We start from the raw sequence: 25,112 nt of genomic DNA, 5'->3' as shown, positions 1-25,112 counted from the left end.
GCGCCCCCCGCGTGCACAGCGGCCGGCCCCAAGGTGATGGCGGGAACGGCGGGCGAGGCAGGTGCGGCGGTGGAAGTCATGGCGGCAGGGTCCGGCGGGATGGCGACGCCGCGCAGTCTCGGGGCCAACGCCTGACCCGTCCAACAGGTTGTCTGCGTAAGATCGACCTGTTCTGTCGCTAACGAAGGGTGACCACCATGGACGTTCTGCGCCTCACGCTGCGCCAGTTGCAGATCTTCGCCGCCGTGGCGCGCACCGGCAGCACCACCGCCGCCGGCGCCGAGATCGCGTTGTCGCAATCAGCCACCAGCGCGGCAGTCAACGAACTCGAACGCCTGCTGTCGCTGCGCCTGTTCGACCGCTCCGGCAAGCGGCTGCTGCTCAACGACAGCGGCCGCGCGCTGCTGCCGCGCGCACAGGCCCTGCTCGACGGCGCCAGTGGGGTCGAGCGCATGGCACGTGACGAGGGCGCACAGTGGCAGGCATTGCGCATCGGCGCCAGCACGACGATCGGCAACCACCTGCTGCCTGCCCTGCTCGCCGGCTTCCTGGACGGGCAGCAGCACCGCGCGGCCGATTGGCGCTCCTGCGTCGCCATCGGCAACACGGGCGACATCTGTGCCCGCGTCGCGGCCTTCGATCTCGACATCGGCCTGATCGAAGGCCCGTGCCACGAGCCGTCACTGCACGTCCAGCCCTGGCTGCGCGACGAACTGGTGGTGGTGGCGGCGCCCGACGGCCCGGCCCGCCGCCGAGACACCGCCACCGCACAGCGCCTGCCGGTGAAGGACCTGCGCAACGCAGTGTGGCTGCTGCGCGAGCCCGGCTCCGGCACGCGCGAGGCGACGGACCAGGCCCTGCTGCCCCACCTGCGCTCCTACCGCCGCAGCATCGAGCTGGGCAGCTCCGAGGCCATCAAGCACGCAGCCGCTGCCGGGCTGGGCCTGGCCTGCCTGTCACGCTGGGTGGTGGACGATCTGCTGAAGGCGCGGCGCCTGCGCGAAGTCGTGACCACCCTGCCGCCGATCACGCGCCAATGCCACTGGGTCGTTCATCGCGACAAGCAACTCACGCCCGCCTTGCGGCGGCTGATCGACCAGCTTCCGGCCGCCAGCGCCCGCGGGCTCGCGAAATACCCAGGTTAGCGCGTCCGCAGCGATCGGATCGCGGGCGAAGGCCGCGGCCGGTGATCCAGCCAGGTCAGGAACATCGCCTTGAGCGGCTCCTTCTGGCGCTCGATGCTGCCGCCGAGCAGCCAGACCACCGCCAGCGAGCCGAGGGCCACGAAGGCGGCGCGATGCTCCTCCAGGCCGGCCGCCGGCGTCAGGGCGGCGAAGAACTGCACCAGCGGGTAGTGCAGCAGGTACAGGGCAAAGGTGAAGCCGGCCACGTAGCGGATGGGCCGCTCCAGCAGCGCCGGCGCGCGGCGCAGGTGGGGGGCCAGTGCCGCAGCCCCGATGAAGTTGGCCGCGACGCAGGTGCCGATCAGGAAGCTCGCCAGGAAGCGCCGTGACCAGGACAGGTCGTCGTAGAGAAAATCCTTGCCCAGCCATTGCTCGCTCAACTCGAGCAGGTAATGCGGGCCCTCGGCCAGCCGGAAGGCCAGGTACAGCGCGATCGAGCCGAAAAACAGCGCCAGGCCGGCGCCGACACTGATCGTGGAGGTCATACAGCGCCGGTAGGCCCATACGCCGAGCAGCCAGACCGGCAGCAGCAGAAGGATTTTCGGGCCGATCAGCAAAGAAATGACGGTGACGGCGGCCACCCTGGTTTTGCCGCGCAAGAAGTGGGCCGCCCCGAAAAGCACGTAATACCAGACCTCATAACCCAGCGACCAATAGGGTCCATTGGAAAAAGGCCGAATGTAAGAAAACCACAATTCGTTGCTGAAGGTCAGCGCGCCCAGAATGCGAACCAGTGGCGCGTCATATTCATACCAGCGGCCGGTATACAGGCTGGGATCCAGCCTCGAGCCTGCGGCGTCCAGCGCCATCGTCAAGATCAGCGCGGGCAACGCGACGGAATACAACCTGGCGAAACGGCTGGCGGCATATTCCTCGATCGTCCGTTCCTTGTGGGCCGCCACGTGGGCGATCACAAAACCAGAAAGAACGAAGAAAACCATGACGGCGTCATTGCCAAGATCCTTGAAACGCCAAAGAACCGGCAGGCCGCCGGTAAAACGCTCGTAATTGGCATGCACGACGAAGACCATCGCCGCCGCCAGGAACCGAATCAAGTCGAGATAGATTGAAAGATTTCGATGCATGAAGCCCTCTGCCGAAGATTCTCGGAGAGGGCTCGCCGCGACATCAACCCGATAAGCTGAAATGTTTGGATCAACCGGTGAATGAAATACCCCTAGTTTCGATGGGGGATCACCGGCAATTCCCGCAGGCGCAACACGGGGTAACGCCGCCAAGCCGGCTCGGCGTAGCGGCGGGCGGTGACGAAAATGAAACCGAGCACCGCCTGCGGGTCGCCCAGCAGTTCGGGATGCTCGGCCTTCCAGGCCTCGAAGCGCTCGCGCAGCCCCGGCTCGGCGGCCAGCAGGCGTTCGGCCTCGTCCTCGAACACGTAGTCGCTGAACGATTCCTTCTTGTCCAGCATGCTGTCGAAGAACGCCCAGCGGAAGAAGCTGTCGATGCCCAGTGGCTCGAGCACTTCGACGATGAACCGGTCGTGCGGGCCGCCCAGCGGGATCAGCCAGTCGCCTTCGGCCACGGCGGCGTCCAGCGGCTCGGCCTGGACGTCGAGCCGGTCGTGCAGGTGCCGCCCTTCGAAGGGCGCGCGCCGCTTCTCGTAGCGGGTGATGCGATAGGCCTCGGCAAGCACGCGGCCCGCCTGCGTGGCGCGCTGCAGCGGCACGCCATGGGCCTTCAGCCGCAGCGCGACGTCGTGCCAGGCCTGCGGCAGAAGGTACGCCCGCGGCGGCAGCACCGTGGCGGTGGCCACGTAGCGGTCGAAGTAGGCAATGTCCTTCTGCCACGGCGCCGCACGGTCGTAACGCAGCCGCCGGTAGCTGCCGAGGCGGCTCGGTTCGTACACCGCCTGGAAGCCGCTGAAGCGAAAAGGCCGGCTGTGCTGCAGGTCGAGCCGCCAATCCAGCGCCACCGGCGCGCCGGCCGAAACCGCCGCACGGTCGGCCGCGCGCGCGGCGCGAATGGCGTCGCCGTGCACCACGGTATGGGCCAGCGCGCTTTCCACCAGCGCGCGCGTGCCGTGGTAGCGCGCCGCGAAGGGCTTGAGCATGTGCGTCTCGGGCATGAAGCCGATCGTGTGGTGCAGCGCCGCGTAGCCGGTGGAAAAGCGCGGCGAGTCCAGGAAGTCGGCGATGCCGTCGTCCGGAAGCTCCTTCACCGGGTTCACGTAGGGGCACAGCGGGAAGCCCCGCGCCGCCATGTCGGCATACAGCGCGGGCAGCATCGATTCGCGCAGATGCTGGCCGGTGCGGCCGCCGAGCTTGTCGGGCTGGGTGGCGATCAGCGTCACCACATGCTGGTAGTCGGCGCCGTTCGACGTGTGGGTGTCGACCATCACGTCAGGGTCCCAGCGAGTGAACACCTCGGCGAAGGCGCGTGCATTCAGGCTGTCGGCCTTGACGAAGTCGCGGTTCAGGTCGAGGTGGCGCGCGTTGCCGCGAAAGCCGAAGGCCTCGGGCCCGTTCTGGTTGACCCGGCTGCTGTCTTGCCGGTCCAGCGCGCCGTCGACGTTGTAGATCGGGATGTAGACCAGCACCGCGCGCCCGAGCGCCGCGCGCCTGGCCGGGTCGAGGCACAGGTCGCGCAGCAGGGCCATGCAGGCGTCGATGCCCTCCGGTTCACCGGGGTGGATGCCGTTGTTGTTGAAGAACACCGGCCTGCCGGCGGCCTTCACCGCCTGCGGGTCGAAGACACCGTCGGGCGAGAACACGCCAGCGTGGATCGGCACCCCGCCGTCGGAGCGGCCGACCTGCTCGAACTTCAGCCATTGCGCAAAGGCCTGCGCCAGCCGCTGGTGGAAGGCGATGCAGTCCTGCCACGTGGCGGTCTGGTTGCCATTGCCTTGCTCGAACGGGGTCGCCCAATCGCGGTTCGTGTCCATACAGCTCAGAAATTGAACGCGTTCGTCAGGTCGCCCGCGCCCGGCCGCGCGCCTGGCAAAGGCTCGAGGCCGAAGCGCCGGGTGATGAGCTTGATGATGGAGGTCGTGTCGTAGGGCGTCTTGTCGACGAAACCCTTCTTCGCGAACGGCGAGATCACGATCGCCGGGATGCGCGTGCCCGGGCCCCAGCGGTCGCCGGCGGGCGGCGGCAGGTGATCCCAGTAGCCGCCGTTCTCGTCGTAGGTCACGATGACGGCCATCTTCGGCCACTGGGGGCTGCGGGCCAGGCGCTGCAGCAGTGCGTCGATGTGCGCGTCGCCCTGCGCGAGGTCGGTGTAGCTGGGGTGCTGGGTCAGCCGGCCTACCGGCTTGTAGAAGCTCACGGCCGGCAGCTGGCCGGCGTCGATGGCGGCCACGAAGTCGTCGTGGTCCTTCAGGTGCTGCGCGCGGTCGGCGGTGCCGGGCGCGAAGCGGGCGAAGTAGTTGAAGGGCTGGTGGTGCGGCTGGAAGGCCAGCGCCTCGGGCGTCGAGCCGTCGTAGATCACGCCGCGCCGCTCGCCCGGGGGCTGGCGGCCATCGGCCAGCGCCGCGTTCCAGCCGCCGGCGTACCAGGCCCACGAGACGCCCTTGGCCGACAGCGTGTCGCCGATGGTCTTGGCCGTCTGCGGCGGCAGCGGATGCTTGGCCGGGTCCGCCAGGTCGAGGTTGCCGGCTGCCGCGGGCGGGTAGCCGCTGGGCTGGTAAGGCGGCTGGGAGGTGTTGACCGCAAAGCCATCGGGCGTCACCGAGCCGTCGAAGACCTGCACCGGCCCGGCCATCACGCTGGGCGGCGAGCTCGGCTTCTTCTTCAGCTTGCCGTCGGCTTCGAGCGTGGGTTTCAGTGAATCCGGCGCGTTAGGGAACGACGGCGTGCAGGCGCAGACCAGCCACTGGTGGTTGAGGAAGGAGCCGCCGAAGGCCCCCATGAAGAAGTGATCGGCCAGCGTGTACTGCTGGGCCCACTTCCACAGCTTCATCTGCGAGCCGTCCCAGTGGCCCATGACCCAGGCGCCGACCGTGCTCATCGCGACGAAGCGGTTGTTCGCCCCGCCGGCGATCTGCTCCTGGTTCTGCCAGAAGTTGTGGATGGGGCTGGGCAGCACCTCGTCGAGCCTGCGCGACACCGGAGGCTGGTCGATGCGGAAGGGGCCGTTGGGCAGGCCGGTCGGGAAACGGTCGCTGGCCTTGCCGTGCTCGTACACCGGTGGCAGCGTGGGCAGCGGGCGGCCGTCGTGGCCGACCTGGGTCTTCTGCTGGGGCGTGGCCTGCACGATGCCGTCGGCACCGGGGAAGAGCCCGTAGAGGTGGTCGAAGCTGCGGTTCTCGGCGTAGATGACGACGATGTGCTCGATGCGGCTCAGGCCGGCCGGCTCGTTGGTGGGCAGCGGCGCGCAGCCCGCGAGGGTGCTCGCGAGCAAGCCGGCGATGAGGGGGTAGCGCATGGTGCCGATCCCGGAGTCTGACGAAGGCGGCACCATCGCTCATTTCGGGGCGGCGCGCAATTCGGCGCTACAACAAGCGGTACACCACCTGCACCATCTGCGGCCCGTCCGGGTGCGGGCGGGTGTGGGCGCCAAGGCCGCGCATCAGCACGAGCATGCGGCGGTTCTCGGGCAGCACGTCGCCCACCAGCGCAGCCAGGCCCTGGGCCTTGGCGTGGCGCGCGAGCCGGGCCATCAGCGCGCGGCCCAGGCCCAGGCTCTGCCAGTCGTCGGCCACGGCCACCGCGAACTCGGCCTCGTCGGTGCCGGCCAGACGGACGTAGCGCGCATCGGCCACGATGGGCGGCTCGGCATCGGGAGGATGGTTCTCGTCGAACACCTGCGCCACCAGCGCGACATGGTCGCGGTAGTCGATCTCGGTCATCTGGCGCAGCGTGGCGGCGCTCAGCTGCCGCAGGCCGACGTGAAAACGCTTGTGCCGGCTGGCCAGCGACAGGCCGCCGACGAAGGCCTGCTCGGCCTCCGCATCCTGCGGCAGCACCGGGCGCAGCACGACCGCGCGGTTGCCGGGCAGGTTGAGCCGGTCGATCAGCCCGGCCGGGTAGCGGTGGATGCGAAAGACCGGCGGGGCCGGAGGCTCCTGCAGCGCACGCGGGTCCATCAGTGCGCCTCCGCCACGGCCGCCACGGCGGAGGGGACCGGGATGGCCGGGCCGAGGTCCAGCACGGCCGGGCCACCGAGCGCGCAGATCAGCAGCGGCGCGTCGCCGGTCACGTCGAAGCCTTCGCCGGCCTCGAGCACGATGTCGCGCGGGTCGTTGTCGATCGTGATCCAGAGCGTGCCGGCGGCGCTGGCCAGGTGGGCGGCGCGGGCCCCGGTCAGGCGGCTGCTCTGGCCTCGTTCGAGCAGCATGCGGGTGCGGCGGGTGTCGATCAACATGGCGAACTCCCTGGTGGGGGTGTGGATTTGCATGCGCGGGTGGCATGCTGTGGCGCCCACTCAAAGATGCTTGCGAAGGCGCCGCCGTGGAGCGAATATTCGGGCCGCCAGGGCGGCTTGACAAACGATGGTTTGGAACCACAAGCATTCCCGCCACGCATGCAAAACAAGCCCGTCGACAGACTCCCGCCGCTGGATCTGCTGGCCTCGTTCGAGGCCGCGGCGCGGCACCTGAGCTTCACGCGCGCGGCCGCGGAGCGCTTCGTCACGCAGTCCGCGATGAGCCGGCAGATGCGCGCGCTGGAAGACGAGCTGGGGGTCGCGCTGTTCACGCGCCGGCACCGCGCGCTCGCGCTCACCGCCGACGGCCAGCGCCTGCTGACGGCCTGCGCGACGGCGCTGGGCACGCTGCGTGGCGCCGTGCGCGACATCCGCACGCCGAACCGGCGCGAGGTGCTGGCGCTGACCACCACGCCGGGCTTCGCGGCGCTGTGGCTGATCCCGCGGCTGACCGGCTTCACGCGCGCGCACCCCGGCATCGACGTGCGGCTGGACGCGACCTTCGAGAACCGCAACCTGGCCGCCGACGGCTTCGACCTCGCGGTGCGTTACGGCAAGGTCGGCCAAGTGCCGGGCGGCCGGCACCTGTTCGGCGAGGCGCTGCTGCCGGTGTGCAGCCCGCGGCTGGTGAAGGAGACGGCGCGCCCGCTGCGCGTGCCGGCCGACCTGGCGCGGCATGCGCTGCTGCACATGGAGCTGGACAACGACGTCGGCGGCCTGCCGATGGAGTGGGAGCCGTGGCTGGCCGCGATGAGCCTGGCCGACCTGCAGCCGGCCGCGCGACTGAGCTTCACGAACTACGCCGAGGCGATCGCCGCCGCGGTGGCCGGCCACGGCGTGGCGATGGGCCGGCGGCCGCTGGTCGATGCGCTGCTGGCCAGCGGCCAGCTCGTCGCGCCGTTCGCGGGCGAGGCCGCGTCGGCGCGCGGCTACTACGTGGTCACCGACCCGGCCGCGCGCGCGCGGCCTGCGGTGCGCGCGCTGGAGCAGTGGCTGCTCGAGCAGGCCGGTGCGGCCCGGCCCGCGCCGGCGACGGCCGGCTGAGCATCAGGCGGTGATCTCGCGCGCCGAGATCGTGTAGCGGAAGCTATCGGGCGAGAGCTCGTCGAAGCGCCCGCTGGCGTTCTCGCCGTTGGGGTACATCAGGAAGGGCAGCGTGCCCTTGGCCACGCTGCCGGGCAGCCGCACGTCGTGCGCGGTGTTGAAGCCGACCCAGTTGCCTTCCCAGCGGCCGAACAGGCCCGTCGCCACCGGCGCGACGACCGGGTGCTTCGGGTCCTTGATCCACTCGGGCGTCTCGTGGCGCATGACCTTGAGCACGTCCGCCGGGTCCATCGCGACCCAGCCGTAGCCCTTGAGGAAAGCCTCGGCCCGGCAGTGCTGCGCGCCCTGCAGCCTGGCCGAGCCGGCCCCGAGCTGGCCGTAGCCGAAGGCCGAGGGCGCGACGCGCAGGCCATAGACATCGCGCGCCGGCACGCCGCTGGCGCGGCACAGGCCGACGAAGATCGCGTTCAGGTCGGCGCACTTGCCCCCGAGGTTGCCTGTCTCAAGCATCGCCTTGATGTCGCCGGTGCCGCAGCCGCGGGTCTTGGGCTCGCGGTAGGCGTTGGCCACGACCCAGTCGTAGACGGCGCGCACCTTGTCGAGGTCGGTGCGAGCGCCGCGGGTGGCCTGCTGCGCGGTCTGGTGCACGATGCCGTCCAGCGGCAGCAGTTCGGTCGGCGCGAGGCAGGTGCGCAGCACGGCCGGGTCTTCGCTGACGCGGCCGGGCTGCGACCAGTCGACGGCCCGGTCGCGCGCGCGAAACCGGCTGACCAGCGTGATGGCCGGCGCGCCGACGTCGGCCGCGAACTCGGCATACAGCATGCGCACGCCGCGCACCGGGTCGGCCACCAGCCGGGCCTGGGTCGCGTTGCCGGCCCAGGCGTTGTCCAGCGGCTTCTGGTAAACGCTCTCGACATCAGGCACCGGCAGCCACAGCCGGGTCAGGCCCTGGGGCTCGGCCACCTGGACCGTCGTCGTCAGCTCGAACTGGCGCCAGGGGCCGGGCTGCGGCTCGAAGCGGCGCGCCTCGGCGCGGACGGGCCCGGCCAGCGGGGTCAATGCCGCGGCCGCGCCGGTCATCAGCAGGGTGCGGCGGCGGGGATGGAAGTCAATCATGGTCGAAGGCAGTGGGACAGGAACAGGAGGCGGAAAGGTACCGCGAATTCAGGGCCGCAACAGCGGCGTGATCCAGGCGCGGGCGGTGGGGCCGGTCCAGTCGACCTCGCCCGTCACGGCGAACGCCACGCGGCCGTCGCGGCCGATCACCACCGTGGTCGGGAAGGCACGCACCTGCCAGTCGCGCGCCGCGGCGCCGTCCACGTCGCGCAGGATGGTCAGCGTGATCGGCCACTGCGCAAGATAGCGCCGGATCGCGCCGTCGGTCTCGCGGTGGTTGACGGCCAGCACCTGCAGGCCATCGGCCTCGTGGCGCGCGGCCAGCAGCTCGAGCGAAGGCATCTCGGTGCGGCAAGGCTCGCACCAGCTGGCCCAGAAGTTGACGACGACGACCTGGCCGCGCAGCGCGGCCAGCTTGATGCGCCCACCTTCCCAGGCGGGCAGGTCCAGCGGTGGTGTGGGCCGGCCGGCGGGCCAGGGCCGGCGCGGTGCGCCCGGTGGGTCGCCGGCACCCTGGGCGCGCAGCTCGGCCGTCGCGCCCAAGGCCCCTGCGGCCAGCGCGGCCAGCAGGCCGCGGCGGTTCGTAGAGACATTCATGGGCCCGAAGTGTCTCAGGCCCGGCGGGGTGCCGGCCAGCCCAGCGGCCTCAGGCCCTTTCCGGTATCGGGTTGCGCAAGCTCACGTTGAGCAGGTTCCAGGCGTTGATCGTGGCGATCGCGAAACCGAGCTCGGCGATCTCGGCATCGCTGAAGTGCGCGCGCAGGCGCTCGAACTCCTCGTCGCTGGCGTCGCTGGCCGGCGTGGCGGTGACGATCTCGGCCCAGCGCAGCGCGGCACGCTCGCGATCGTTGAAGAACGGCGCTTCGCGCCAGCCGGCCACGGCGTTCAGGTGGCGCGGGTCGGCGTCCTGGCGGATCAGGTCGCTCCAGTGCATGTCGATGCAGAAGGCGCAACCGTTGATCTGCGAGACGCGCAGGAAAACGAGATCGAGCAAGCGCGCGCCGAGCACGCCCTTCTTGACGGTGGTGGAGAGGTCGTACAGGGCCTGGAAGGCCTTCGGGGCAAGCTGGTGGTAGGCGATGCGGGGGGCCGCGTGTGACATGGTGCGTCCTTCGTGTCCGGGTGAAGAGGTGGCGGCCGACCGCCCGATGCGGCCGGCCTGCTTTCAAGACGCGCGGCCCGCGCAGTCTGTGACAGCGCCGCCTCGATCGGGCAGGGTCTGCGCGATGCCGGCCAGCTTGTCCGGGTTGCGCACCGCGTAGATCGCGCGGATGCGCTCGCCGTCGGTGGCAAAGGCCTGGGCCGATTCCAGCCGGCCGTCGACGTAGCGCAGCAGGCCCGGCTCGCCATTGATCCAGGCCTCGCGGTAGACCACCTGGCTGCCCAGGCGGAGAAACAGCGCCCAGTACAGGTTCGCCACGCGGTCGGCCCCGCGCAGGATCTTCATGAACGACGGCACCTTGCCGCCACCGTCGCCGACCACCGCCACGTCGTCGGCCAGCAGCGCCTTCAGCGCCTGACGCTCGCCGCTGCGCGCCGCGTGCATGAAGCGCTCGACGAGCTGCCGGTGCGCCGCCGGCGGCACCTCGAAGCGCGGCCGCTCCTGCTGCACACGCTCGGACGCGCGGTGCACCATCTGCCGGCAGGCCGCCTCGCTGCGATCGAGCAGCGCGGCGATCTCGGCGTAGTCGTGGTCGAACACCTGGCGCAGCAGGAAGGCGGCGCGCTCCTCGGGCCCGAGCCGCTCGAGCACCCACAGCAGAGCCACCGACAACTCGCCCGCCAGCTCGGCCGCGGCCTCGGGCGTGCGTTCGTCCACCGGCTCGACCAGCGGCTCGGGCAGCCACCAGCCGACGTAGGCCTCACGCTCGGCCTTGGCCGCACGCAGCCGGTCGATCGCGAGCCGCGTGACCACGGTGACCAGCCAGGCCTCGGCCGACTGCAGCGATGCGCGGTCGGCGCGGTGCCAGCGCAGCCAGGCGTCCTGCAGCACGTCCTCGGCATCGGCGCGCGTGCCCAGCATGCGGTAGGCGATCGCGAACAGCCGCGGGCGGGCGGCCGCGAAGAGCGTGTCGACGCCGTCGTCGTCGGGATCGTCGGCGGCGGGCAAGGGGGCTAGCGTATCGGACATGGCGGCGAGCATCGTGGCAGACCCAGCCAAGACGGCCGGGCTTGTGGGCTTGTGACAGCCCGCCACCAGGCCCTCACACCGGCCCGGCGCCCCCGTCGCCGCGATGCAGCATCAGCGTGACCAGCACCGCCGAGTCGGCGCGCGCGCTCAGCGCGTGGCGCTGGCGGGCCGGCAGCACGACGAGCTGGCCGGGGCCGAGGCGCCGGCTGCCACCGGGCATCACCACCTCGACGTCGCCCTCGAGGCAGTGGATGCAGCACTCGTCGTCGACATGGTGCTCGGGCTGGTCCTGGTGGGCCGGCAGCACCATGTGCAGCAACTGCAGCCGATCGGTCTTGATCAGGCTGGTGCTGAAGGTGTCGATCAGCGCCGGCCCGAGCGGCTGCACGCTGATCACGTCGAGCATCTGGGCATGGGGCAGTGCCATCGGGCTTCCTCCTTCGCGTCACCTCGGCGCCGAGCGGCCATTCACGCGCCTGGCGCGGCGGCCACCAGGCCGTCGCCATGCGGTGCCGCGCGGAAGGCCGGCAAGGTCTCGGCTTGGTCCGACCAGGCGGCCAGCGCGGGGAAGGCCGCCGCCGGCAGCACCTCGGGCAGGGTTCGTTGCACGAAGTGCCAGGCGATCGCCGTGCTGACCCCGGCCTGGTCGATGTGCGCCGCCGCGAACGGGTGGCGCCCGACCGCGTCGTCGAGCAGGCGAGCGGCCGCGTGCAGCTGCGTCGTCACGCGGTCCAGCCAAGGCGCGTGCCACTTCTCGCGCGGGCGCAGGTCGTGCTCGTAGATGATCTGCACCGATTTCTCGCACACGGCCAGTGCCAGCCCGATGCGGTGCAGCGCGTGCTGGCGCTCGGGCAGCTGGGCCGGCATCAGCCGCCGCGCCGGCTCGGCCAATGCCTCGGCATAGTCGAGGATCAGCGACGAATCCATCAGCACCTCGCCGTCGTCGCAGACCAGCGTCGGCGCCTTGACCACCGGGTTGATGGCGCTGAACTCCTTGAAGGTGCGGAAGACGGACAGGTTGTGGTGTTCGAAATGCAGCCCCATGAGCTGCAGCGAGACCGCGACGCGCCGCACGTACGGCGAATCGAGCATGCCGATCAGTTTCATCATCAAGCCCTCGGTTCGGGGTGGATCGGAGCGGCCGGGGCCGCGCAGCCGCGCGCGTCGCCCAGCCCCTTGAGGTAGGCGCGGCGCACCGTGCCGGCGGCGATGGCCGCGGCCACTTCCTTCGAGTAGCGCTCGGCGCCGGTCAGCTTGCGCACCCAGCCGCGAAACGGCACGATGCCCTCGGCCGCGCTCTTCAGCGCGCCGGCGGCGGCGTTGCCGACTTCCTTCGAGCCGCGCGCCACGAGCCCGGGGTCACCGGGCGGCGGCGGCGCGTCCAGATCCACCCCCAGCACCTCGTCGAAGGCGCGGACCTGCGCGGCCAGGCTGTCGCAGCCGGCGTCCACCGGCGCTGCATAAGGCGCCTTCTGCGCCTCCTTCAGCACCGCGGGGATCGGCGCGTTCACGAGGTTCAGGTCCGACAGCGGCGAGGTCACGGCCTGTCCGACGGCGGTCTCGGCGGCACCCGGCGTGCCGGCGCCTGCCGTGCCCGCGTCGCTGCGCGGCGTGCCGGAGGGTGCCGCGGCGCAGCCGGCCAGCGCCAGCAAGGGCGCGGCCAAGACGATGTGACCGAGGGGAAGGATCTTCATCGGCGCAGGATAAGCCGCCCGGCCATCCGACACCACCCCTCGGTCAATCGGGCGCGAGCTTGACCAGCTCGCCGCCGCGCACGATGGCGTGCAGGTGGCGGCCATCCGCCGCGAGCAGCCCGATGTCGGCCAGCGGATCGCCATCGACCAGCAGCAGGTCGGCCTGCGCGCCGGGCGCGATGCAACCGATCTGGCCGGCCATCATCAGCATCTCGGCCGCGGTCGAGGTGGCCTGGCGCAGCAACTCGAGCGGCGTGAAGACCCGCGCGCGCAGCGTGAACTCGCGGCACTGGTCGGTGTAGGTCTTGCCCAGCAGATCGGTGCCGTAGCAGAGCTTGACGCCGGCCCGGCGCATCGCATCCAGCCCCGAGATCGCCTGCTCGAACACCTGCTCGACCTTGGCCTGGCTCTGCGGCGGAAAACCGAGCGCCCTGCCCTGCTCGACCAGCGCGAAGATGATCGCCATCGTCGGCACGATGAAGGCGCCGCGCTCGGCGACGAAGTGCGCGGTGTCGTCGTCGATCAGCGTGCCGTGCTCGATGCTGCGCACGCCGAACTCGGCGCAGCGCCGCACCGCGCTGGCCGGGTGGCAGTGCGCCGAGACATAGGTTCGCCGCTCGACGCATTCGTTGACGATCGCGCGGATCTCGTCCTCGCGGTACTGGTTCATCCAGATCGGGTCGGTCGGCGAGGCGACACCGCCCGAGCCCATGATCTTGATGCAGTGCGCGCCCTGGCGCAGCTCCTCGCGCGTGGCGCGGATCACCGCGTCGACGCCGTCGGCGATCACCGCGAACATGTTGCCGCCCGAGCCGGCGCAGCCGCACAGGGCGCCGTAGCGCGCAGGCTCCTCGATCGGCCGGAAATCGCCGTGGCCCCCGGTCATCGACAGGATCTTGCCCGCATAGAGGTAGCGCGGCCCGCGCACCAGGCCGTCGGCCAGCGCGCGCCACAGCGAGTGGTTGCCGCCGCCTATGTCGCGCACCGTCGTGAAGCCGCAGTCGAGCGCGTGGCCCAGCATGCGCACCGCGTGGGCCGTGCGATAGGCCTCGCCCATCGCATCGATCCTCGCCACCGCGACGTCACTCGCGAAGGCGTGCACGTGGCAGTCGATCAGGCCCGGCATCAGCGTACGGCCGCCGCAGTCGACCACCAGCGTGCCTTCGGGTGCGGCCAGCGGGGTATCGCACACCTCCTGGATCACCCCATCGGCCACGCGCAGCCACTGGCCCTCGGCGCAGTCGGCGCTCGTGCCGTCGAAGATGCGGGCGTTCCTGAACAGCAGCGAGTGCATCGGGCGCCTCCGGTGGCTGGGCTACTTGCTCACATTGAGAAAGGGCACCGGCGCGCCGGCGTAGATGGCCTGCGGCAGCGCACCGTTCCACTTCTCGGCCTTGACCTTTTCGACCTCGATGCGGCGCAGCTCGAGCACGTCCTTGTTCTGCGCCAGCGCGGCGTTCTGCACCCGCAGCGCCTCGGCCTGGGCCTTGGCGATGGTCAGGTTGGCATAGGCCTCACCATCCGCCGCAGCCTTGCGGGCGTTGGCCTCGGCTTCGGCCACGGCCACCTTCTGCTTCTGCTCGGCCTCGACGGTGCGCAGCTTGTTCTCGGCCGCCAGGCGCAGCTGCTCCTGCGTGACCTTGTCGTTGATGGCGTGCATGTACGACTCCGAGAACGCGAAGTTGCGCATGTCGATGTTGATGACCTGCGCGCCGTACAGCGAGAGCTTCTCGCGCAGCGCGGCGTTGATGTCGGCCGACACCTTGGCGCGCTGGGCGATCAGGTCGGGCGCCGTGTACCGCGCCGTCACCGCCTTGAAGATCTCCTGCGTGGCGGTCTGCACATAGGACGACAGATCGCCGTCGTGCGAGTACTTCTCGAACACCTCGGCCACGCGGTCGGTGGCGATGCTGTAGCGCACCGTCATGCTGACCTTGACCGGCTGGGTGTCGCTCGTGCTGCCTTCCGCGTTCTCGATGTCGGCCTTCTCGGCGCGGATGCTGAAGTTGTGCAGCTTGCGCCACGGCGGCAGCACCGCCAGCCCCTCGCCCTCGATGCCGACGATGCGGCCGAACTGGGTGACCACGCCGCGGCTGCCGGTGGGCACCGAATAGAACGGCCAGACGACCGCCAGCACGACCAGCACCCCGACGGCCACGGCCGCCCGCCCCAGCCAGCGCACGCGCCGGTCTGCGTCCACGAACTCCATCTCTCACTCCTCCTCGTGTTGATCTTCGATTCTTGTCGTCAGGCGCCCAGCCGCTTCTCCACCACGTGCCGCCGCAGCCGATACGCATCCGGCATGCCGGAGCCGAGCAGCGGACGCAGGTACAGGCGGAAGGCGTCGGTCACGTCGGTGCCGGATTCGCTGATGAACTCGTCTTCCATCACCCGCGTCTTGCCGGCCACGGCGGCCAGCGGCTGCAGCTCGTAGTCGGCCGAGTAGAAGCCGGTGCGCTTGATCGCCACCGAGCCGGAGGTGTTGCCCCCGGCGTCGCCCCACATCGCGTACTGCACCGCCTTCTCGCCGACCTCGCGCGCCTCGCGCTGGTCGACGTCCGACACGCAGCCGATGAACGAGCGCTGCAGGTAGCCGAAGGTGTCGCCGCGCACGCGCTTGATCCCCAGCTTGGCCTTGATCTCTTCGCACAGCAGGTCGGCCAGCGCGCCGGTGCCGGACAGCTGCACGTTGCCGTGCGCGTCGTGCTCCAGGTGCTTGGCCAGTTGCGCGGCGATCGGCTGGCCCGAGGCGTCGTGGATGCCCTCGGACACCGCGATCACGCAGCGGCCATGCAGGTCGTTGGCGGCCTTCACGTCGGCCAGGAAGCGATCGAGCTCGAACACCCGCTCGGGCACGTAGACCAGGTGCGGGCCGTCGTCGGGGAACTTCTTGCCCAGCGCCGAGGCCGCGGTGAGGAAGCCGGCATGGCGGCCCATCACGACGCCGACGTAGACGCCGGGCAGCGAGGCGTTGTCAAGGTTGGCGCCGGCGAAGGCCTGGGCCACGAAACGTGCCGCGCTCGGGAAGCCGGGCGTGTGGTCGTTGCCGACCAGGTCGTTGTCGATCGTCTTCGGGATGTGGATGCAGCGCAGCGGGTAGCCGGCGGCGTCGGCCTCCTCCTTGACGATGCGCACCGTGTCGGCCGAGTCGTTGCCGCCGATGTAGAAGAAGTGGCCGATGCCGTGCGCCTGCAGCACCCTGAAGATCTTCTGGCAGTAGGCGAGGTCGGGCTTGTCGCGCGTCGAGCCCAGGGCCGACGACGGCGTGTTGGCGACCAGCTCGAGGTTGTGGCTGGTCTCCTGCGTGAGGTCGTAGAAGTCCTCGCCGACGATGCCGCGCACGCCGTGGCGCGCGCCGTAGATGCGCTCGATGCCGTGGTGGCGCCGCGCCTCGAGCACCACGCCCGCGAGCGATTGGTTGATCACGGCGGTGGGGCCGCCGCCCTGGGCAACCAGGATGCGTCCGGATGACATGGCCTGTCCCTTCTTCGGTTGATGCGCCGCTGAACCGGCGCGTTCGATTGTCGTGCCGTTCAGGCGGTATGGTGCATGATCCGGCCGGCATCGAAACCGCATACCGATCAAGGAGACTGTCGAATGGTCGCAACCGTGCTCGTGGCCCTGCTGGCCCTGCTGCACCTGTACATCCTGGTGCTGGAGATGTTCATGTGGGACAAGCCCGCCGGGCGCAAGGCCTTCGGCACCACGCCCGAATTCGCCGCCGCGACCAAGGTGCTCGCCGCGAACCAGGGCCTGTACAACGGCTTTCTCGCCGCCGGTCTGCTGTGGGGCCTGAGCCTGGGCGCCGCCGGGCGGCCGGTGCAGGCCTTCTTCGCGGCCTGCGTGCTGGTGGCGGGCCTGTATGGCGCGGCCACCGCATCGAGGAAGATCCTGTTCGTGCAGGCCGTGCCGGGCGCGCTGACCCTGGCCGCGATCTGGCTGGGGCTTTGATCAGCCCGCGGCAAGGGCTGTGACGCCGGCGGCCATCAGCGCCGCGCCGGCCAGGCGCCAGCCGCGGTCGGCCTCGCCGAGCAGCCGGCCGCCGATCAGCGCGGCGAACAGCATCGAGACTTCGCGCGCCGGCGCCACGTGCGACAGCGGCGCCATCTGCACCGCATACAGCACCAGCACGTAGGCCAGCGGGCTGATCACCGCCATCAGCAGTGCCGCGCGCCACTGCGCGCGCCACGCCGCGGCGAAACCCGCGCGGTCCTTCAGCGCCGAGGGCAGCATGAACGGGATGCGCGCCACGTTGCCGAGGTAGTCGACGAGGATGGGCGAGATCAGCACGACCTTGACCGCATAACCGTCGATCAGCGTGTAGCCGGCGATCAGCACGCCGGTCAGCGCGCCCCAGCCCAGGCCGGCCCGCACGCGCGCGCGCTGCACCGGGTCGCGCACCCCGTGGGCACGCTGCCACAGCGCCGGCCCGCCGGCGATCAGCCAGATGCCGCCGACGATGCCGGCCAGCCCGAGCAGCGTCCACAGGCTCGGCGCCTCGGCCAGCAGCAACATCGCGCCGACCGAGCTCAGCAGCGGCCCGGTGCCGCGCGCCACCGGGTAGACCACGGTCAGGTCCGACTCGCGGTAGCCCTTGAGCAGCACGTTGAAGTAGACGAGGTGGATGATGCCGCTGGCGACGACCAGGCCCCACTCGAGCGCGCCCCAGCGCGGCACCGCGGCCCAGGCGAGCCAGACGCCCAGCGGCGCCCACAGCAGCACGATCAGCACCGCGCCCATCAGCACGAAGTGGTGGCTGCCGCCGGCCTTCTTCGCGGCAACGTTCCAGGCGGCATGCAACAGCGCCGCCACCAGCACCAGTGACAGCGCAAGCCAGGACATGGGCCGGCATTGTGCCCGGCGCACAATCGCCCGCGTCGATCATGCGAACGCTGGAGGTCCGACCCGATGAACCCGGTGCTGGTGAACGTGTTGCGTGGCGGTGCGGTCGAATCCTTCCACCGCGGCGCGCTGGCGATCGTCGATGCCGACGGCGCGGTCCACACCACGCTCGGTGATGTCGACCGGCCGGTGTTCCCGCGCTCGGCCGTCAAGGCCTTGCAGGCGCTGCCGCTGGTGGCCAGCGGCGCGGCCGAGCATTTCGGCCTGAGCGACGAGCAGATCGCGCTGGCCTGCGCCTCGCACCGTGGCGAGCCATTGCATGCTGCCACCGCCGCCGCGATGCTCGCCCGCGCCGGCCTGGGCGAATCCGCGCTCGAGTGCGGCACCCATTGGCCGTATGACGAGGCGGCGAGCCGGCAGCTGGCACGCCAGCGCAAGGGCCCGGGCGCGCTGCACAACAACTGCTCTGGCAAGCACGCCGGCTTCGTCTGCGTGGGCTGCCTGATGGCGCTGCAGGCCGGCCGCGAGCCGGCCGAATTCGTTCGCGGCTACGTCCAGCCCGGGCACCCGGTGATGCGCGAGATCAGCGCCGCGCTGCAGGCCGCCACCGGCTGCGACCTGGCCAGCGCGCCGATGGGCACCGACGGTTGCTCGATCCCGACCTTCGGCATCCCGCTGCGCCAGCTCGCGCGTGGCTTCGCCCGCTTCGGCAGCGGCCACGGCCTGTCGCCCACCCATGCCGCCGCGACCCGTCGCCTGCGCCAGGCGGTGGCGCAGGCGCCGTTCATGGTCGCCGGCACGGGCCGCTTCGACACGCGGGTGATGCAGCACTTCGGCGAGCGCGTGTTCTGCAAGGTCGGTGCCGAGGGCGTCTACTGCGCCGCGCTGCCGACCCGCGGCCTCGGCGTCGCGATCAAGATCGACGACGGCCAGGGCGCCCGTGCCGCCGAGGTGGTGATGGCCGCGGTGATCAGGGCGCTCGCGCAGCGCGACGAGGCCGATGCCGCCGTGCTGCGCGAGCTGGTCAACGTGCCACTGCGCAACTGGAACGGCATCGAGGTCGGCGCGATCGCGCCAGCCGAGGGGCTGCGCGCGCTGAGCTGACCTTCAGGGCGCCTTGATCGGGTGCGCATCCACCCGCAGCGTCAGCGCGGCGCCGTTGCCGGCCGGCTGCCAGGCACCGCCGTAGGTCGTCGTCGTCCACATGTTGCCCGTCTTGGCGAAGGTCCACACCGGGTCGACGAAGGGCGGCGACTTCGACGCGGCCACCACCCAGTACGAGCGGCCGGCCAGCAGGCGCGGGCCCGACCTGGTGAGGAAGAACTGCTCGACCGGGTTCCAGCCGAGGGTCTGCACCGTCGTCGTCCAGCGCTCCAGCTCGACGCCGCTGGGCAGCGTCTGGTTGCCGCCTTCGTCCAGCGCATCGGTCTGCACCGACAGGCGGACCTTCTTCTGCAGCGTCTCGCTGTTGTTCATCAGCCAGAGGCCGACGCGCGCCAGGCGCATGTCCCCGTCGGCCGGCACGGTGAAGCGCGCCGCGACGGCCTGCTCGGCAAAGATGTCGAAGCCGTTGGTGCCGAGCAGCCCGCCCGGGCCGGGCGTGTCGACGATCGGGATCGTCTTGTTCCAGTCCGGCGTGGCCGCGGTGGCGACGGCGGCGGCGAAGACACAGGCGGCGCTGACGGCGGTCAGCGCAGCGGCGCGCAGGGGGCGGCGAATCGACATGCATGGACTCCTGAGGTGATGGCCACCATCCTAGGCATGCCGGCTGTGGCAAGCTTGACCGAATCCTGATCATTTGCCCAGCACGTTCGCGATGCCCGACGGCCTGACCCTCGACGACGCCGGTTTCCCTGCCGCCCATGGCCGTCCGCTGGATCTCGCGCCGAAGGAGCGCGCGGTGCTGGCGCTGCTGCTGCGCCGCCGCCCTGCCGTCGTCAGCAAGACCGACTTCGCCGAGGCCGCCTGGGGCGGCGCCGCGATGTCGGACGAGAGCCTGGCACGCTGCATCAGCCGGCTGCGGCGGGCGGTGGCGCCCTGGGGCCTGGCGATCGAATCGGTCTACGGCACCGGCTACCGGCTCGATGGCGCGGCCGCCACGGCCCTGCCGGCCGCCGACGCCCGCCTGGCCAACGCGGCCCACGCCTCGCCCGCCACCGTCAACGCCTACCTGCACGCCCGCCTGCTCGCCCAGGCGCGCACGCCGGCCGCCGTCGGCCGGGCGATCGAGTTGCTGCGCGCGCTGATCGCGCGCGAGCCCGCCTACACGCCGGCGCGGGTCGCCCTGGCCGAATCCTTGGGTGCCGCGGTCGGCTGGGGCCAGTTGCCGACCGCGCCGTCGGTCGAGGAAGGGCTGGCGGCGCTCGCCGACGCCGAGCGGCGGGACCCGGCCACCCCCGGCCTCGCGGGGGCGCGCGGCACGCTGCTCGACATGGCCTGGCGTTTCGACGAGGCACAGCGCTGGCACGAGGCCGCGCTCGCGCGTGACCCGGACGACCCCGACACCCGGCTGGTCTACAGCCGCCACCTGCTCTTCACCGGCCAGGCGGCGCAGGCGGTGGAGCAGTTGCGCAGCGCCTTGCGGCTGTCGCCCCACACACCGCTGCTGCGCATGACCTTGTCGCGCGCGCTGCTGCAGGCCGGCCGCGGGCCCGAGGGCCTGGCCGAGGCCGACGCGGCGCTGGCCGAGCACCCGGGCCAGCTGCTGCTGGTGGCGTTCGCGCTGGCGATCCGCGCGATGGTGGCGCCCTCGCCGGAGATCGAGGCGCCGGCCTGGCGGCTCTCCGAAGGGCCGGACACGCCGCCCTTCGTCTGGACCGTGCTGTCCTTCGTGCTGGCCCGGCTCGGCCGGCGCGAGGCCGCGCTCGACATCATCGACGCGACGCTGCTGTGCTCGCGCACGACCCCTGGCGAGGCGACGCTCTATGCGGCGCCGCTGGCCGAGCTGGGCGAGATCGACCGTGCCGCCGCGCTGCTGCAGCGTGCCTACGATGACCGCAGCGGCATGCTGGCGATGGTGCTGCGCGATCCGGCGCACGCCGGCTGGCTGCCGCAGCACCCGGTGGGCCGGGCGCTGCTTCGCGCGGTCTTCCGCTAGCGGGCCCTCTCCCCGGACGCGCGAAGCGCCGCCCGCCTCACGTGGCGTGCGCGGATCCGGCTTCGCCGGTCCGCTGCGCGAGCGCCCTCGGGGGGGCAGCGACCGGAAGGGAGCGTGGGGGCGCTATCTCAGGCCGGCACCCACAGCGTCGGCAGATCCCCCGGCAGGGCGCGGAACACCGCCGACAGCGCGCCGCCGGTGACCAGCGCGGTGGCGCGCTCGATCTCGGGCGCGAGGTAGCGGTCGGTCTCGATCGTCGGGCACTGCGCGCGCAGCAGCGCGTGGGCCTGCTCGAGCGCGGGCGAGCTCTTCAAGGGGCGCAGGAACTCGATGCCCTGCGACGCCGCCAGCAGCTCGATGCCGAGGATGTGCGCGACGTTGGCAATCATCGGCTGCAGCCGGCGCGCAGCGAAGGTGGCCATCGAGACGTGGTCTTCCTGGTTGGCCGAGGTCGGCAGGCTGTCGACGCTGGCCGGATGGGCCAGCGACTTGTTCTCGCTGGCCAGCGAGGCCGCCGTCACGTGGGCGATCATGAAGCCGCTGTTCAGGCCGGCGTTGGTGGTCAGGAACGGCGGCAGGCGCGAGACGCTGGTGTCGATCAGCATCGCGATGCGGCGCTCGGCGATCGCGCCGACCTCGGCGATCGCGACCGCCATCGCATCGGCGGCCAGTGCCACCGGCTCGGCGTGGAAGTTGCCGCCGGAGATCATCATTCCGTCGTCGGCAAAGACCAGCGGGTTGTCGGTCACCGCATTGGCCTCGCGCACCAGCACCAGCGACGCATGCCGCAGTTGATCCAGGCAAGCGCCGACGACCTGAGGTTGGCAGCGCAGGCAGTACGGATCCTGCACGCGGTCGTCGCCCTCGGCGTGCGAGGCGCGGATGGCGCTGCCTGACAGCAGCGAGCGGTAGTACTGCGCGACGTCGATCTGGCCCGGCTGACCGCGCAGCGAGTGGATGCGCGGGTCGAAGGGCCCGTCGCTGCCGCGCGCCGCGTCGACCGTCAGCGCCCCGACGACCAGCGCCGATTCGAGCACCGGCTCGAAGCTGAGGAAGCCGTGCAGCGCCAGCGACGCGCTGGTCTGCGTGCCGTTGATCAGCGCGAGGCCTTCCTTGGCTTCCAGCGTCAGCGGCCGGATGCCGTGCTCGGCCAGCGCCGGGCCGGCCGGCACGCGCTTGCCACCCACCAGCATCTCGCCTTCGCCCAGCAGCGCCAGCGTCATGTGTGACAGCGGCGCCAGGTCGCCCGAGGCACCGACCGAGCCCTGGCTCGGCACATAGGGCACCAGGCCTGCGTTGAAGACCGCGAGCAGCGTGTCGACCACGACCTGCCGCACCCCCGAGGCCCCGCGCGCCAGGCTCGCCGCCTTCAGCGCCAGCATCAGCCGCAGCACCGGCGCGCCGAGCGGCTCGCCGACACCCACCGAGTGCGAGCGGATCAGGTTCAGCTGCAGCGTGGCCAGGTCGGCCGCGCTGATGCGCTGGTTGGCCAGCTTGCCGAAGCCGGTGTTGACACCGTAGACCGGCGCGTCGCCCGCGGCCGCCGCCTGCACGATGGCGGCGCTGGCGGCGATGGCGGCCCGCGAAGAGTCGGCCAGCGCGAGGGTCACGCCGCCGGCATGGATGGCTTGCAGCTGCTCCAGCGTCAGCTGGCCGGGCGTCAGGGTGAGTAGGGACATGATGGAGGGATCCTCGGTTCTAAGATGGCTGGATGACGGCGAAATCAGTCTTCTCGGCGCTCGCGCTGGCCGGCGCGGTGACCCTGGCATCGGCGGCCGACGTGCCACCTTACAGCGCGGTCGCCGCACCCGAATGGACGACCCTGTTCGCGGCGCCCTACGGCGTGGCCGATGGCTGGAGCGGCGCCGACGGCGTCTACACGCTGCCGATGAACGGCGACGAGCGCTTCGGCAGCGGAGCGTCCACGAAGACGCTGTGGCTGTTCTCGGACAGCTTCGTCGGCGGCGTGAACCCCGACGGCAGCCGCATCGCCGGCACGGTGATGGTCAACAACACCAGCGCGATGCTCACCGGCGCCGCGCCCGACGCGCTGGCGCTGCAGTTCAACGTGCGGCGCGACGGCGCCGGCAAGGCGGTGTCGATGGTCGTGCCGGCGCAGGCCGACCAGTGGTACTGGCCCGGCGACGGCGTGGTGTGGAAGGGCAAGGTGCGGATGTACGCCTCGCGCATGGCGCTGGGCGACGGCGGCGCCTTCAACTTCAAGCAGGTCGGCACCGATCTGCTGACCGCACCCGCCACCGACCCCGCGCCCTTCCTCGGCACCTACACCCGCAGGACGCTGCCGCTGTTCGCGCCGCGCAACGGCGCGATCGGCGAGATTGCCTACGGCGTGGCGACAATGCCGCTGACGACGCAGGCCGGCGCGCCGAACCCCGACGGTTTCCTCTACGTCTACGGCGTGCGCTCGGACGACTACAACAAGAAGCTGCTCGTCGCCCGCGTGCGGCCGGATGCGATGACCAAGCCCGGCGCCTACCGCTTCTGGAACGGCGCGGCCTGGGTCACCGACATCAACCAGTCGGCCCCGGTCGCCAACCGCATGGGGGCGGAGCTCAGCGTGACGCCGCTGCCCGACGGCCGCTACCTGGTCGTGCACCAGCTCGACACGCTGTCGGCCACCGTCGCGGTGCGCTACGGCAACTCGCCGGTCGGGCCCTTCGGCAAGCCGATCCCCGTCTGGCTGTGCCCCGAGGACAAGCTGACGCCCGACACCTTCGTGTACGGCGCGAAGGCGCATCCGCACCTGTCGGCCCCGGGGGAATTGCTGATCAGCTACCACGTCAATACGTTCGACTTCTGGGAGAACTTCACCGCCGGCGGTGCGGACATCTACCGCCCGCGCTTCATCAAGCTGCCGCTGCCCTGATCACTTCACCATCGGCAGCTTGAGGCCGCGCGCCTTCGCGCAGGCGATCGCGTCCTCGTAGCCCGCGTCGGCGTGGCGCATCACGCCGGTGCCCGGGTCGTTCCACAGCACGCGCTCGATGCGCTTGGCCGCCGCATCGCTGCCGTCGCAGACGATCACCACGCCCGCGTGCTGCGAGTAGCCCATGCCGACGCCGCCGCCGTGGTGCAGGCTGACCCAGGTGGCGCCGCCCGCCGTGTTCAGCAGCGCGTTCAGCAGCGGCCAGTCGGAGACGGCGTCCGAGCCGTCCTTCATGCTTTCGGTCTCGCGGTTCGGCGAGGCGACCGAGCCCGAATCGAGGTGATCGCGCCCGATCACGATCGGGGCCTTCAGCTCGCCCGACTTGACCATCTCGTTGAAAGCCAGGCCGGCGCGGTGGCGCTCGCCCAGGCCGATCCAGCAGATGCGTGCCGGCAGGCCCTGGAAGGCGATGCGCTCCTGCGCCATGTCGAGCCAGCGGTGCAGGTGCTGGTCCTCGGGGAACAGCTCCTTCATCTTCGCGTCGGTCTTGCGGATGTCCTCCGGGTCGCCCGACAGTGCCACCCAGCGGAACGGGCCCTTGCCCTGGCAGAACAGCGGGCGGATGTAGGCCGGCACGAAACCGGGAAAGTCGAACGCGTTCTTCACGCCCTGGTCGAGGGCGACCTGGCGGATGTTGTTGCCGTAGTCGACCGTCGGGATGCCCATGGCCTGGAAGGCCAGCATCGCCTGCACGTGAACCGCGCAGCCCCTGGCGGCGGCGTCGCGCAGCGCGGCGTGCCGAGAATCATCCGCCTGCGCGGCCTGCCACTGCGCCACCGTCCAGCCCGGCGGCAGGTAGCCATGCACGAGGTCGTGGGCCGAGGTCTGGTCGGTCACGAGGTCGGGCTTCAGGCCTCCCTTTTGCGCGCGCTTGACCAGCTCGGGCAGGATCTCGGCGGCGTTGCCGAGCAGGCCAATCGAGATGGCCTTGCCCTCGGCGGTGTAGCGCTGCAGACGCGCCAGCGCGTCGTCGAGATCGGTGGCCTGCTCGTCGAGGTAGCGCGAGCGCAGGCGGAAATCGATGCGCGACTGCTGGCACTCGATGTTCAGCGAGCAGGCGCCGGCGAAGGTGGCGGCCAGCGGCTGCGCACCGCCCATGCCGCCGAGGCCGGCAGTGAGGATCCACTTGCCTTTGAGGGAACCCCCGTAGTGTTGGCGGCCGGCTTCGACGAAGGTCTCGTAGGTGCCCTGCACGATGCCCTGGCTGCCGATGTAGATCCACGAGCCGGCCGTCATCTGGCCGTACATCATCAGGCCCTTGCGGTCGAGCTCGTGGAAGTGCTCCCACGTGGCCCACTTCGGCACCAGGTTGGAGTTGGCCAGCAGCACGCGCGGCGCATCGGCATGGGTGCGGAACACACCGACCGGCTTGCCGCTTTGCACCAGCAGCGTCTCGTCCTCGGCGAGCTCGCGCAGCGACTTCAGGATGGCATCGAAACAATCCCAGTCGCGGGCGGCCTTGCCGATGCCGCCGTAGACCACGAGTGCGTCGGGGTTCTCGGCCACCGCCGGATCCAGGTTGTTCTGGATCATCCGGTACGCGGCCTCGATCAGCCAGTTGCGGCAGTGCAGCTCGGTGCCGGTGGGGGCCTTCACCGGGCGGGCCTTGGCGGCCGTGCTTGCGCCGCGGGTGGGTTGGGACAGGTCGGTCATCGCGGGGTCTCCTGGGCGAAGGTCG

At 71.1% G+C, this 25,112-nt stretch carries 25 protein-coding genes; 6 read left to right on the top strand and 19 right to left on the bottom strand.

The features are described from left to right. Positions 1–197 precede the first annotated feature (197 nt). Positions 198–1,145 (top strand): LysR family transcriptional regulator, encoded by a 948-nt coding sequence (locus tag VJ693_RS06210; protein ID WP_324152642.1) that lies wholly within the window; start codon positions 198–200, stop codon positions 1,143–1,145. Here VJ693_RS06210 and VJ693_RS06205 read toward each other — a convergent pair. From VJ693_RS06205 to VJ693_RS06185, 5 genes are all read right to left on the bottom strand, one after another. Continuing rightward, entirely contained in the window at positions 1,142–2,269 is a 1,128-nt protein-coding gene (locus VJ693_RS06205; RefSeq protein ID WP_324152641.1) for an acyltransferase, read from the bottom strand. The two genes, VJ693_RS06210 and VJ693_RS06205, sit on opposite strands and share 4 nt — an antisense overlap. A 92-nt stretch (positions 2,270–2,361) precedes the next feature. Next, entirely contained in the window at positions 2,362–4,083 is a 1,722-nt protein-coding gene (locus tag VJ693_RS06200) for a M14 family zinc carboxypeptidase (protein ID WP_324152640.1), read from the bottom strand. Positions 4,084–4,088: 5 nt separating this feature from the next. Continuing rightward, positions 4,089–5,564 (bottom strand): acid phosphatase, encoded by a 1,476-nt coding sequence (gene acpA, locus VJ693_RS06195; protein WP_324152639.1) that lies wholly within the window; start codon positions 5,562–5,564, stop codon positions 4,089–4,091. 67 nt (positions 5,565–5,631) lie between these two features. Next, positions 5,632–6,225: a GNAT family N-acetyltransferase gene (locus VJ693_RS06190; RefSeq protein ID WP_324152638.1), complete on the bottom strand. Its 594-nt coding sequence runs from the start codon at positions 6,223–6,225 to the stop codon at positions 5,632–5,634. Next, entirely contained in the window at positions 6,225–6,503 is a 279-nt protein-coding gene (locus VJ693_RS06185) for a DUF2917 domain-containing protein (RefSeq protein WP_324152637.1), read from the bottom strand. The genes VJ693_RS06190 and VJ693_RS06185 overlap by 1 nt, the downstream gene beginning before the upstream one ends. Positions 6,504–6,662: 159 nt before the next feature. Between VJ693_RS06185 and gcvA the strand changes: the two genes are divergently transcribed. After that, positions 6,663–7,607, top strand: coding sequence for a transcriptional regulator GcvA (gcvA, locus tag VJ693_RS06180; RefSeq protein ID WP_324152636.1), 945 nt, complete (start codon positions 6,663–6,665; stop codon positions 7,605–7,607). Between the two features lie 3 nt (positions 7,608–7,610). On the opposite strand, the gene VJ693_RS06175 is transcribed toward gcvA, so the two are convergent. The 10 genes from VJ693_RS06175 to VJ693_RS06130 form a co-directional block, all read right to left on the bottom strand. Continuing rightward, positions 7,611–8,723 carry a transglutaminase domain-containing protein gene (locus tag VJ693_RS06175; protein WP_324152635.1) on the bottom strand — a complete coding sequence of 371 codons (1,113 nt, stop codon included), beginning with the start codon at positions 8,721–8,723 and terminating at the stop codon, positions 7,611–7,613. Positions 8,724–8,771: 48 nt separating this feature from the next. After that, positions 8,772–9,320, bottom strand: coding sequence for a TlpA disulfide reductase family protein (locus tag VJ693_RS06170; RefSeq protein ID WP_324152634.1), 549 nt, complete (start codon positions 9,318–9,320; stop codon positions 8,772–8,774). A 49-nt stretch (positions 9,321–9,369) separates the two neighbouring features. Further along, on the bottom strand, positions 9,370–9,825 hold the full coding sequence (locus VJ693_RS06165) for a carboxymuconolactone decarboxylase family protein (protein WP_324152633.1): 456 nt from the start codon (positions 9,823–9,825) through the stop codon (positions 9,370–9,372). 63 nt (positions 9,826–9,888) lie between these two features. Next, entirely contained in the window at positions 9,889–10,854 is a 966-nt protein-coding gene (locus tag VJ693_RS06160; protein ID WP_324152632.1) for an RNA polymerase sigma-70 factor, read from the bottom strand. A 73-nt stretch (positions 10,855–10,927) separates the two neighbouring features. After that, positions 10,928–11,281 (bottom strand): cupin domain-containing protein, encoded by a 354-nt coding sequence (locus VJ693_RS06155; RefSeq protein WP_324152631.1) that lies wholly within the window; start codon positions 11,279–11,281, stop codon positions 10,928–10,930. A 41-nt stretch (positions 11,282–11,322) separates the two neighbouring features. Next, positions 11,323–11,961 carry a glutathione S-transferase family protein gene (locus VJ693_RS06150; protein WP_324152630.1) on the bottom strand — a complete coding sequence of 213 codons (639 nt, stop codon included), beginning with the start codon at positions 11,959–11,961 and terminating at the stop codon, positions 11,323–11,325. Positions 11,962–11,963: 2 nt separating this feature from the next. Further along, entirely contained in the window at positions 11,964–12,548 is a 585-nt protein-coding gene (locus tag VJ693_RS06145) for a hypothetical protein (RefSeq protein ID WP_324152629.1), read from the bottom strand. Between the two features lie 43 nt (positions 12,549–12,591). Next, a complete protein-coding gene (locus tag VJ693_RS06140) occupies positions 12,592–13,842 on the bottom strand; it encodes an amidohydrolase family protein (protein WP_324152628.1) in 1,251 nt (416 codons plus the stop codon). Positions 13,843–13,863: 21 nt separating this feature from the next. Continuing rightward, positions 13,864–14,757 (bottom strand): prohibitin family protein, encoded by an 894-nt coding sequence (locus tag VJ693_RS06135; protein WP_324152627.1) that lies wholly within the window; start codon positions 14,755–14,757, stop codon positions 13,864–13,866. 38 nt (positions 14,758–14,795) lie between these two features. Continuing rightward, positions 14,796–16,022: a 6-phosphofructokinase gene (locus VJ693_RS06130; protein ID WP_324152626.1), complete on the bottom strand. Its 1,227-nt coding sequence runs from the start codon at positions 16,020–16,022 to the stop codon at positions 14,796–14,798. Between the two features lie 123 nt (positions 16,023–16,145). On the opposite strand from VJ693_RS06130, the gene VJ693_RS06125 reads away from it, so the two are divergent. Continuing rightward, positions 16,146–16,499, top strand: coding sequence for a DUF1304 domain-containing protein (locus VJ693_RS06125; protein WP_324152625.1), 354 nt, complete (start codon positions 16,146–16,148; stop codon positions 16,497–16,499). On the opposite strand, the gene VJ693_RS06120 is transcribed toward VJ693_RS06125, so the two are convergent. Further along, positions 16,500–17,390 carry an EamA family transporter gene (locus tag VJ693_RS06120; RefSeq protein WP_324152624.1) on the bottom strand — a complete coding sequence of 297 codons (891 nt, stop codon included), beginning with the start codon at positions 17,388–17,390 and terminating at the stop codon, positions 16,500–16,502. Between the two features lie 66 nt (positions 17,391–17,456). Here VJ693_RS06120 and VJ693_RS06115 point away from each other — a divergent pair, with 66 nt between their 5' ends. Then, complete coding sequence (locus VJ693_RS06115) at positions 17,457–18,494, top strand: asparaginase (protein WP_324152623.1); 1,038 nt, start codon at positions 17,457–17,459, stop codon at positions 18,492–18,494. Between the two features lie 3 nt (positions 18,495–18,497). Here VJ693_RS06115 and VJ693_RS06110 read toward each other — a convergent pair whose 3' ends face one another. Beyond that, positions 18,498–19,115: a hypothetical protein gene (locus VJ693_RS06110; protein ID WP_324152622.1), complete on the bottom strand. Its 618-nt coding sequence runs from the start codon at positions 19,113–19,115 to the stop codon at positions 18,498–18,500. Positions 19,116–19,188: 73 nt separating this feature from the next. Between VJ693_RS06110 and VJ693_RS06105 the strand changes: the two genes are divergently transcribed. Beyond that, positions 19,189–20,487, top strand: coding sequence for a winged helix-turn-helix domain-containing protein (locus VJ693_RS06105; RefSeq protein ID WP_324152621.1), 1,299 nt, complete (start codon positions 19,189–19,191; stop codon positions 20,485–20,487). A 128-nt stretch (positions 20,488–20,615) separates the two neighbouring features. On the opposite strand, the gene hutH is transcribed toward VJ693_RS06105, so the two are convergent. Beyond that, positions 20,616–22,166, bottom strand: a complete 1,551-nt coding sequence (gene hutH, locus VJ693_RS06100; protein ID WP_324152620.1) for a histidine ammonia-lyase — start codon at positions 22,164–22,166, stop codon at positions 20,616–20,618. 32 nt (positions 22,167–22,198) lie between these two features. Between hutH and VJ693_RS06095 the strand changes: the two genes are divergently transcribed. Then, positions 22,199–23,374, top strand: coding sequence for a DUF4185 domain-containing protein (locus tag VJ693_RS06095; RefSeq protein ID WP_324152619.1), 1,176 nt, complete (start codon positions 22,199–22,201; stop codon positions 23,372–23,374). Here the strand turns inward: VJ693_RS06095 and hutU are convergent, their stop codons facing one another. After that, positions 23,375–25,087 carry a urocanate hydratase gene (gene hutU / locus VJ693_RS06090; protein ID WP_324152618.1) on the bottom strand — a complete coding sequence of 571 codons (1,713 nt, stop codon included), beginning with the start codon at positions 25,085–25,087 and terminating at the stop codon, positions 23,375–23,377. It lies immediately after the preceding gene. Positions 25,088–25,112 lie beyond the last annotated feature (25 nt).

This window comes from Ideonella sp. (assembly GCF_035254525.1).
Classification (GTDB): domain Bacteria; phylum Pseudomonadota; class Gammaproteobacteria; order Burkholderiales; family Burkholderiaceae_C; genus Ideonella.
Note: the sequence above shows the minus strand (reverse complement) of the source record. Positions and strands in the feature narration are given on the sequence as shown.

Excerpts from the sequence above, each read along its gene's own strand:
- VJ693_RS06155 (WP_324152631.1), bottom strand. The coding sequence starts at position 11,281 with ATGGCACTGCCCCATGCCCAGATGCTCGACGTGATCAGCGTGCAGCCG.
- hutH (WP_324152620.1), bottom strand. The coding sequence starts at position 22,166 with ATGTCCCTACTCACCCTGACGCCCGGCCAGCTGACGCTGGAGCAGCTG.
- VJ693_RS06145 (WP_324152629.1), bottom strand. The coding sequence starts at position 12,548 with ATGAAGATCCTTCCCCTCGGTCACATCGTCTTGGCCGCGCCCTTGCTG.
- VJ693_RS06110 (WP_324152622.1), bottom strand. The coding sequence starts at position 19,115 with ATGTCGATTCGCCGCCCCCTGCGCGCCGCTGCGCTGACCGCCGTCAGC.
- hutU (WP_324152618.1), bottom strand. The coding sequence starts at position 25,087 with ATGACCGACCTGTCCCAACCCACCCGCGGCGCAAGCACGGCCGCCAAG.
- VJ693_RS06120 (WP_324152624.1), bottom strand. The coding sequence starts at position 17,390 with ATGTCCTGGCTTGCGCTGTCACTGGTGCTGGTGGCGGCGCTGTTGCAT.
- VJ693_RS06140 (WP_324152628.1), bottom strand. The coding sequence starts at position 13,842 with ATGCACTCGCTGCTGTTCAGGAACGCCCGCATCTTCGACGGCACGAGC.
- VJ693_RS06135 (WP_324152627.1), bottom strand. The coding sequence starts at position 14,757 with ATGGAGTTCGTGGACGCAGACCGGCGCGTGCGCTGGCTGGGGCGGGCG.
- VJ693_RS06095 (WP_324152619.1), top strand. The coding sequence starts at position 22,199 with ATGACGGCGAAATCAGTCTTCTCGGCGCTCGCGCTGGCCGGCGCGGTG.
- gcvA (WP_324152636.1), top strand. The coding sequence starts at position 6,663 with ATGCAAAACAAGCCCGTCGACAGACTCCCGCCGCTGGATCTGCTGGCC.
- VJ693_RS06210 (WP_324152642.1), top strand. The coding sequence starts at position 198 with ATGGACGTTCTGCGCCTCACGCTGCGCCAGTTGCAGATCTTCGCCGCC.
- VJ693_RS06205 (WP_324152641.1), bottom strand. The coding sequence starts at position 2,269 with ATGCATCGAAATCTTTCAATCTATCTCGACTTGATTCGGTTCCTGGCG.
- VJ693_RS06115 (WP_324152623.1), top strand. The coding sequence starts at position 17,457 with ATGAACCCGGTGCTGGTGAACGTGTTGCGTGGCGGTGCGGTCGAATCC.
- VJ693_RS06165 (WP_324152633.1), bottom strand. The coding sequence starts at position 9,825 with ATGTCACACGCGGCCCCCCGCATCGCCTACCACCAGCTTGCCCCGAAG.
- VJ693_RS06170 (WP_324152634.1), bottom strand. The coding sequence starts at position 9,320 with ATGAATGTCTCTACGAACCGCCGCGGCCTGCTGGCCGCGCTGGCCGCA.
- VJ693_RS06200 (WP_324152640.1), bottom strand. The coding sequence starts at position 4,083 with ATGGACACGAACCGCGATTGGGCGACCCCGTTCGAGCAAGGCAATGGC.
- acpA (WP_324152639.1), bottom strand. The coding sequence starts at position 5,564 with ATGCGCTACCCCCTCATCGCCGGCTTGCTCGCGAGCACCCTCGCGGGC.
- VJ693_RS06130 (WP_324152626.1), bottom strand. The coding sequence starts at position 16,022 with ATGTCATCCGGACGCATCCTGGTTGCCCAGGGCGGCGGCCCCACCGCC.
- VJ693_RS06185 (WP_324152637.1), bottom strand. The coding sequence starts at position 6,503 with ATGTTGATCGACACCCGCCGCACCCGCATGCTGCTCGAACGAGGCCAG.
- VJ693_RS06150 (WP_324152630.1), bottom strand. The coding sequence starts at position 11,961 with ATGAAACTGATCGGCATGCTCGATTCGCCGTACGTGCGGCGCGTCGCG.
- VJ693_RS06125 (WP_324152625.1), top strand. The coding sequence starts at position 16,146 with ATGGTCGCAACCGTGCTCGTGGCCCTGCTGGCCCTGCTGCACCTGTAC.
- VJ693_RS06190 (WP_324152638.1), bottom strand. The coding sequence starts at position 6,225 with ATGGACCCGCGTGCGCTGCAGGAGCCTCCGGCCCCGCCGGTCTTTCGC.
- VJ693_RS06175 (WP_324152635.1), bottom strand. The coding sequence starts at position 8,723 with ATGATTGACTTCCATCCCCGCCGCCGCACCCTGCTGATGACCGGCGCG.
- VJ693_RS06160 (WP_324152632.1), bottom strand. The coding sequence starts at position 10,854 with ATGTCCGATACGCTAGCCCCCTTGCCCGCCGCCGACGATCCCGACGAC.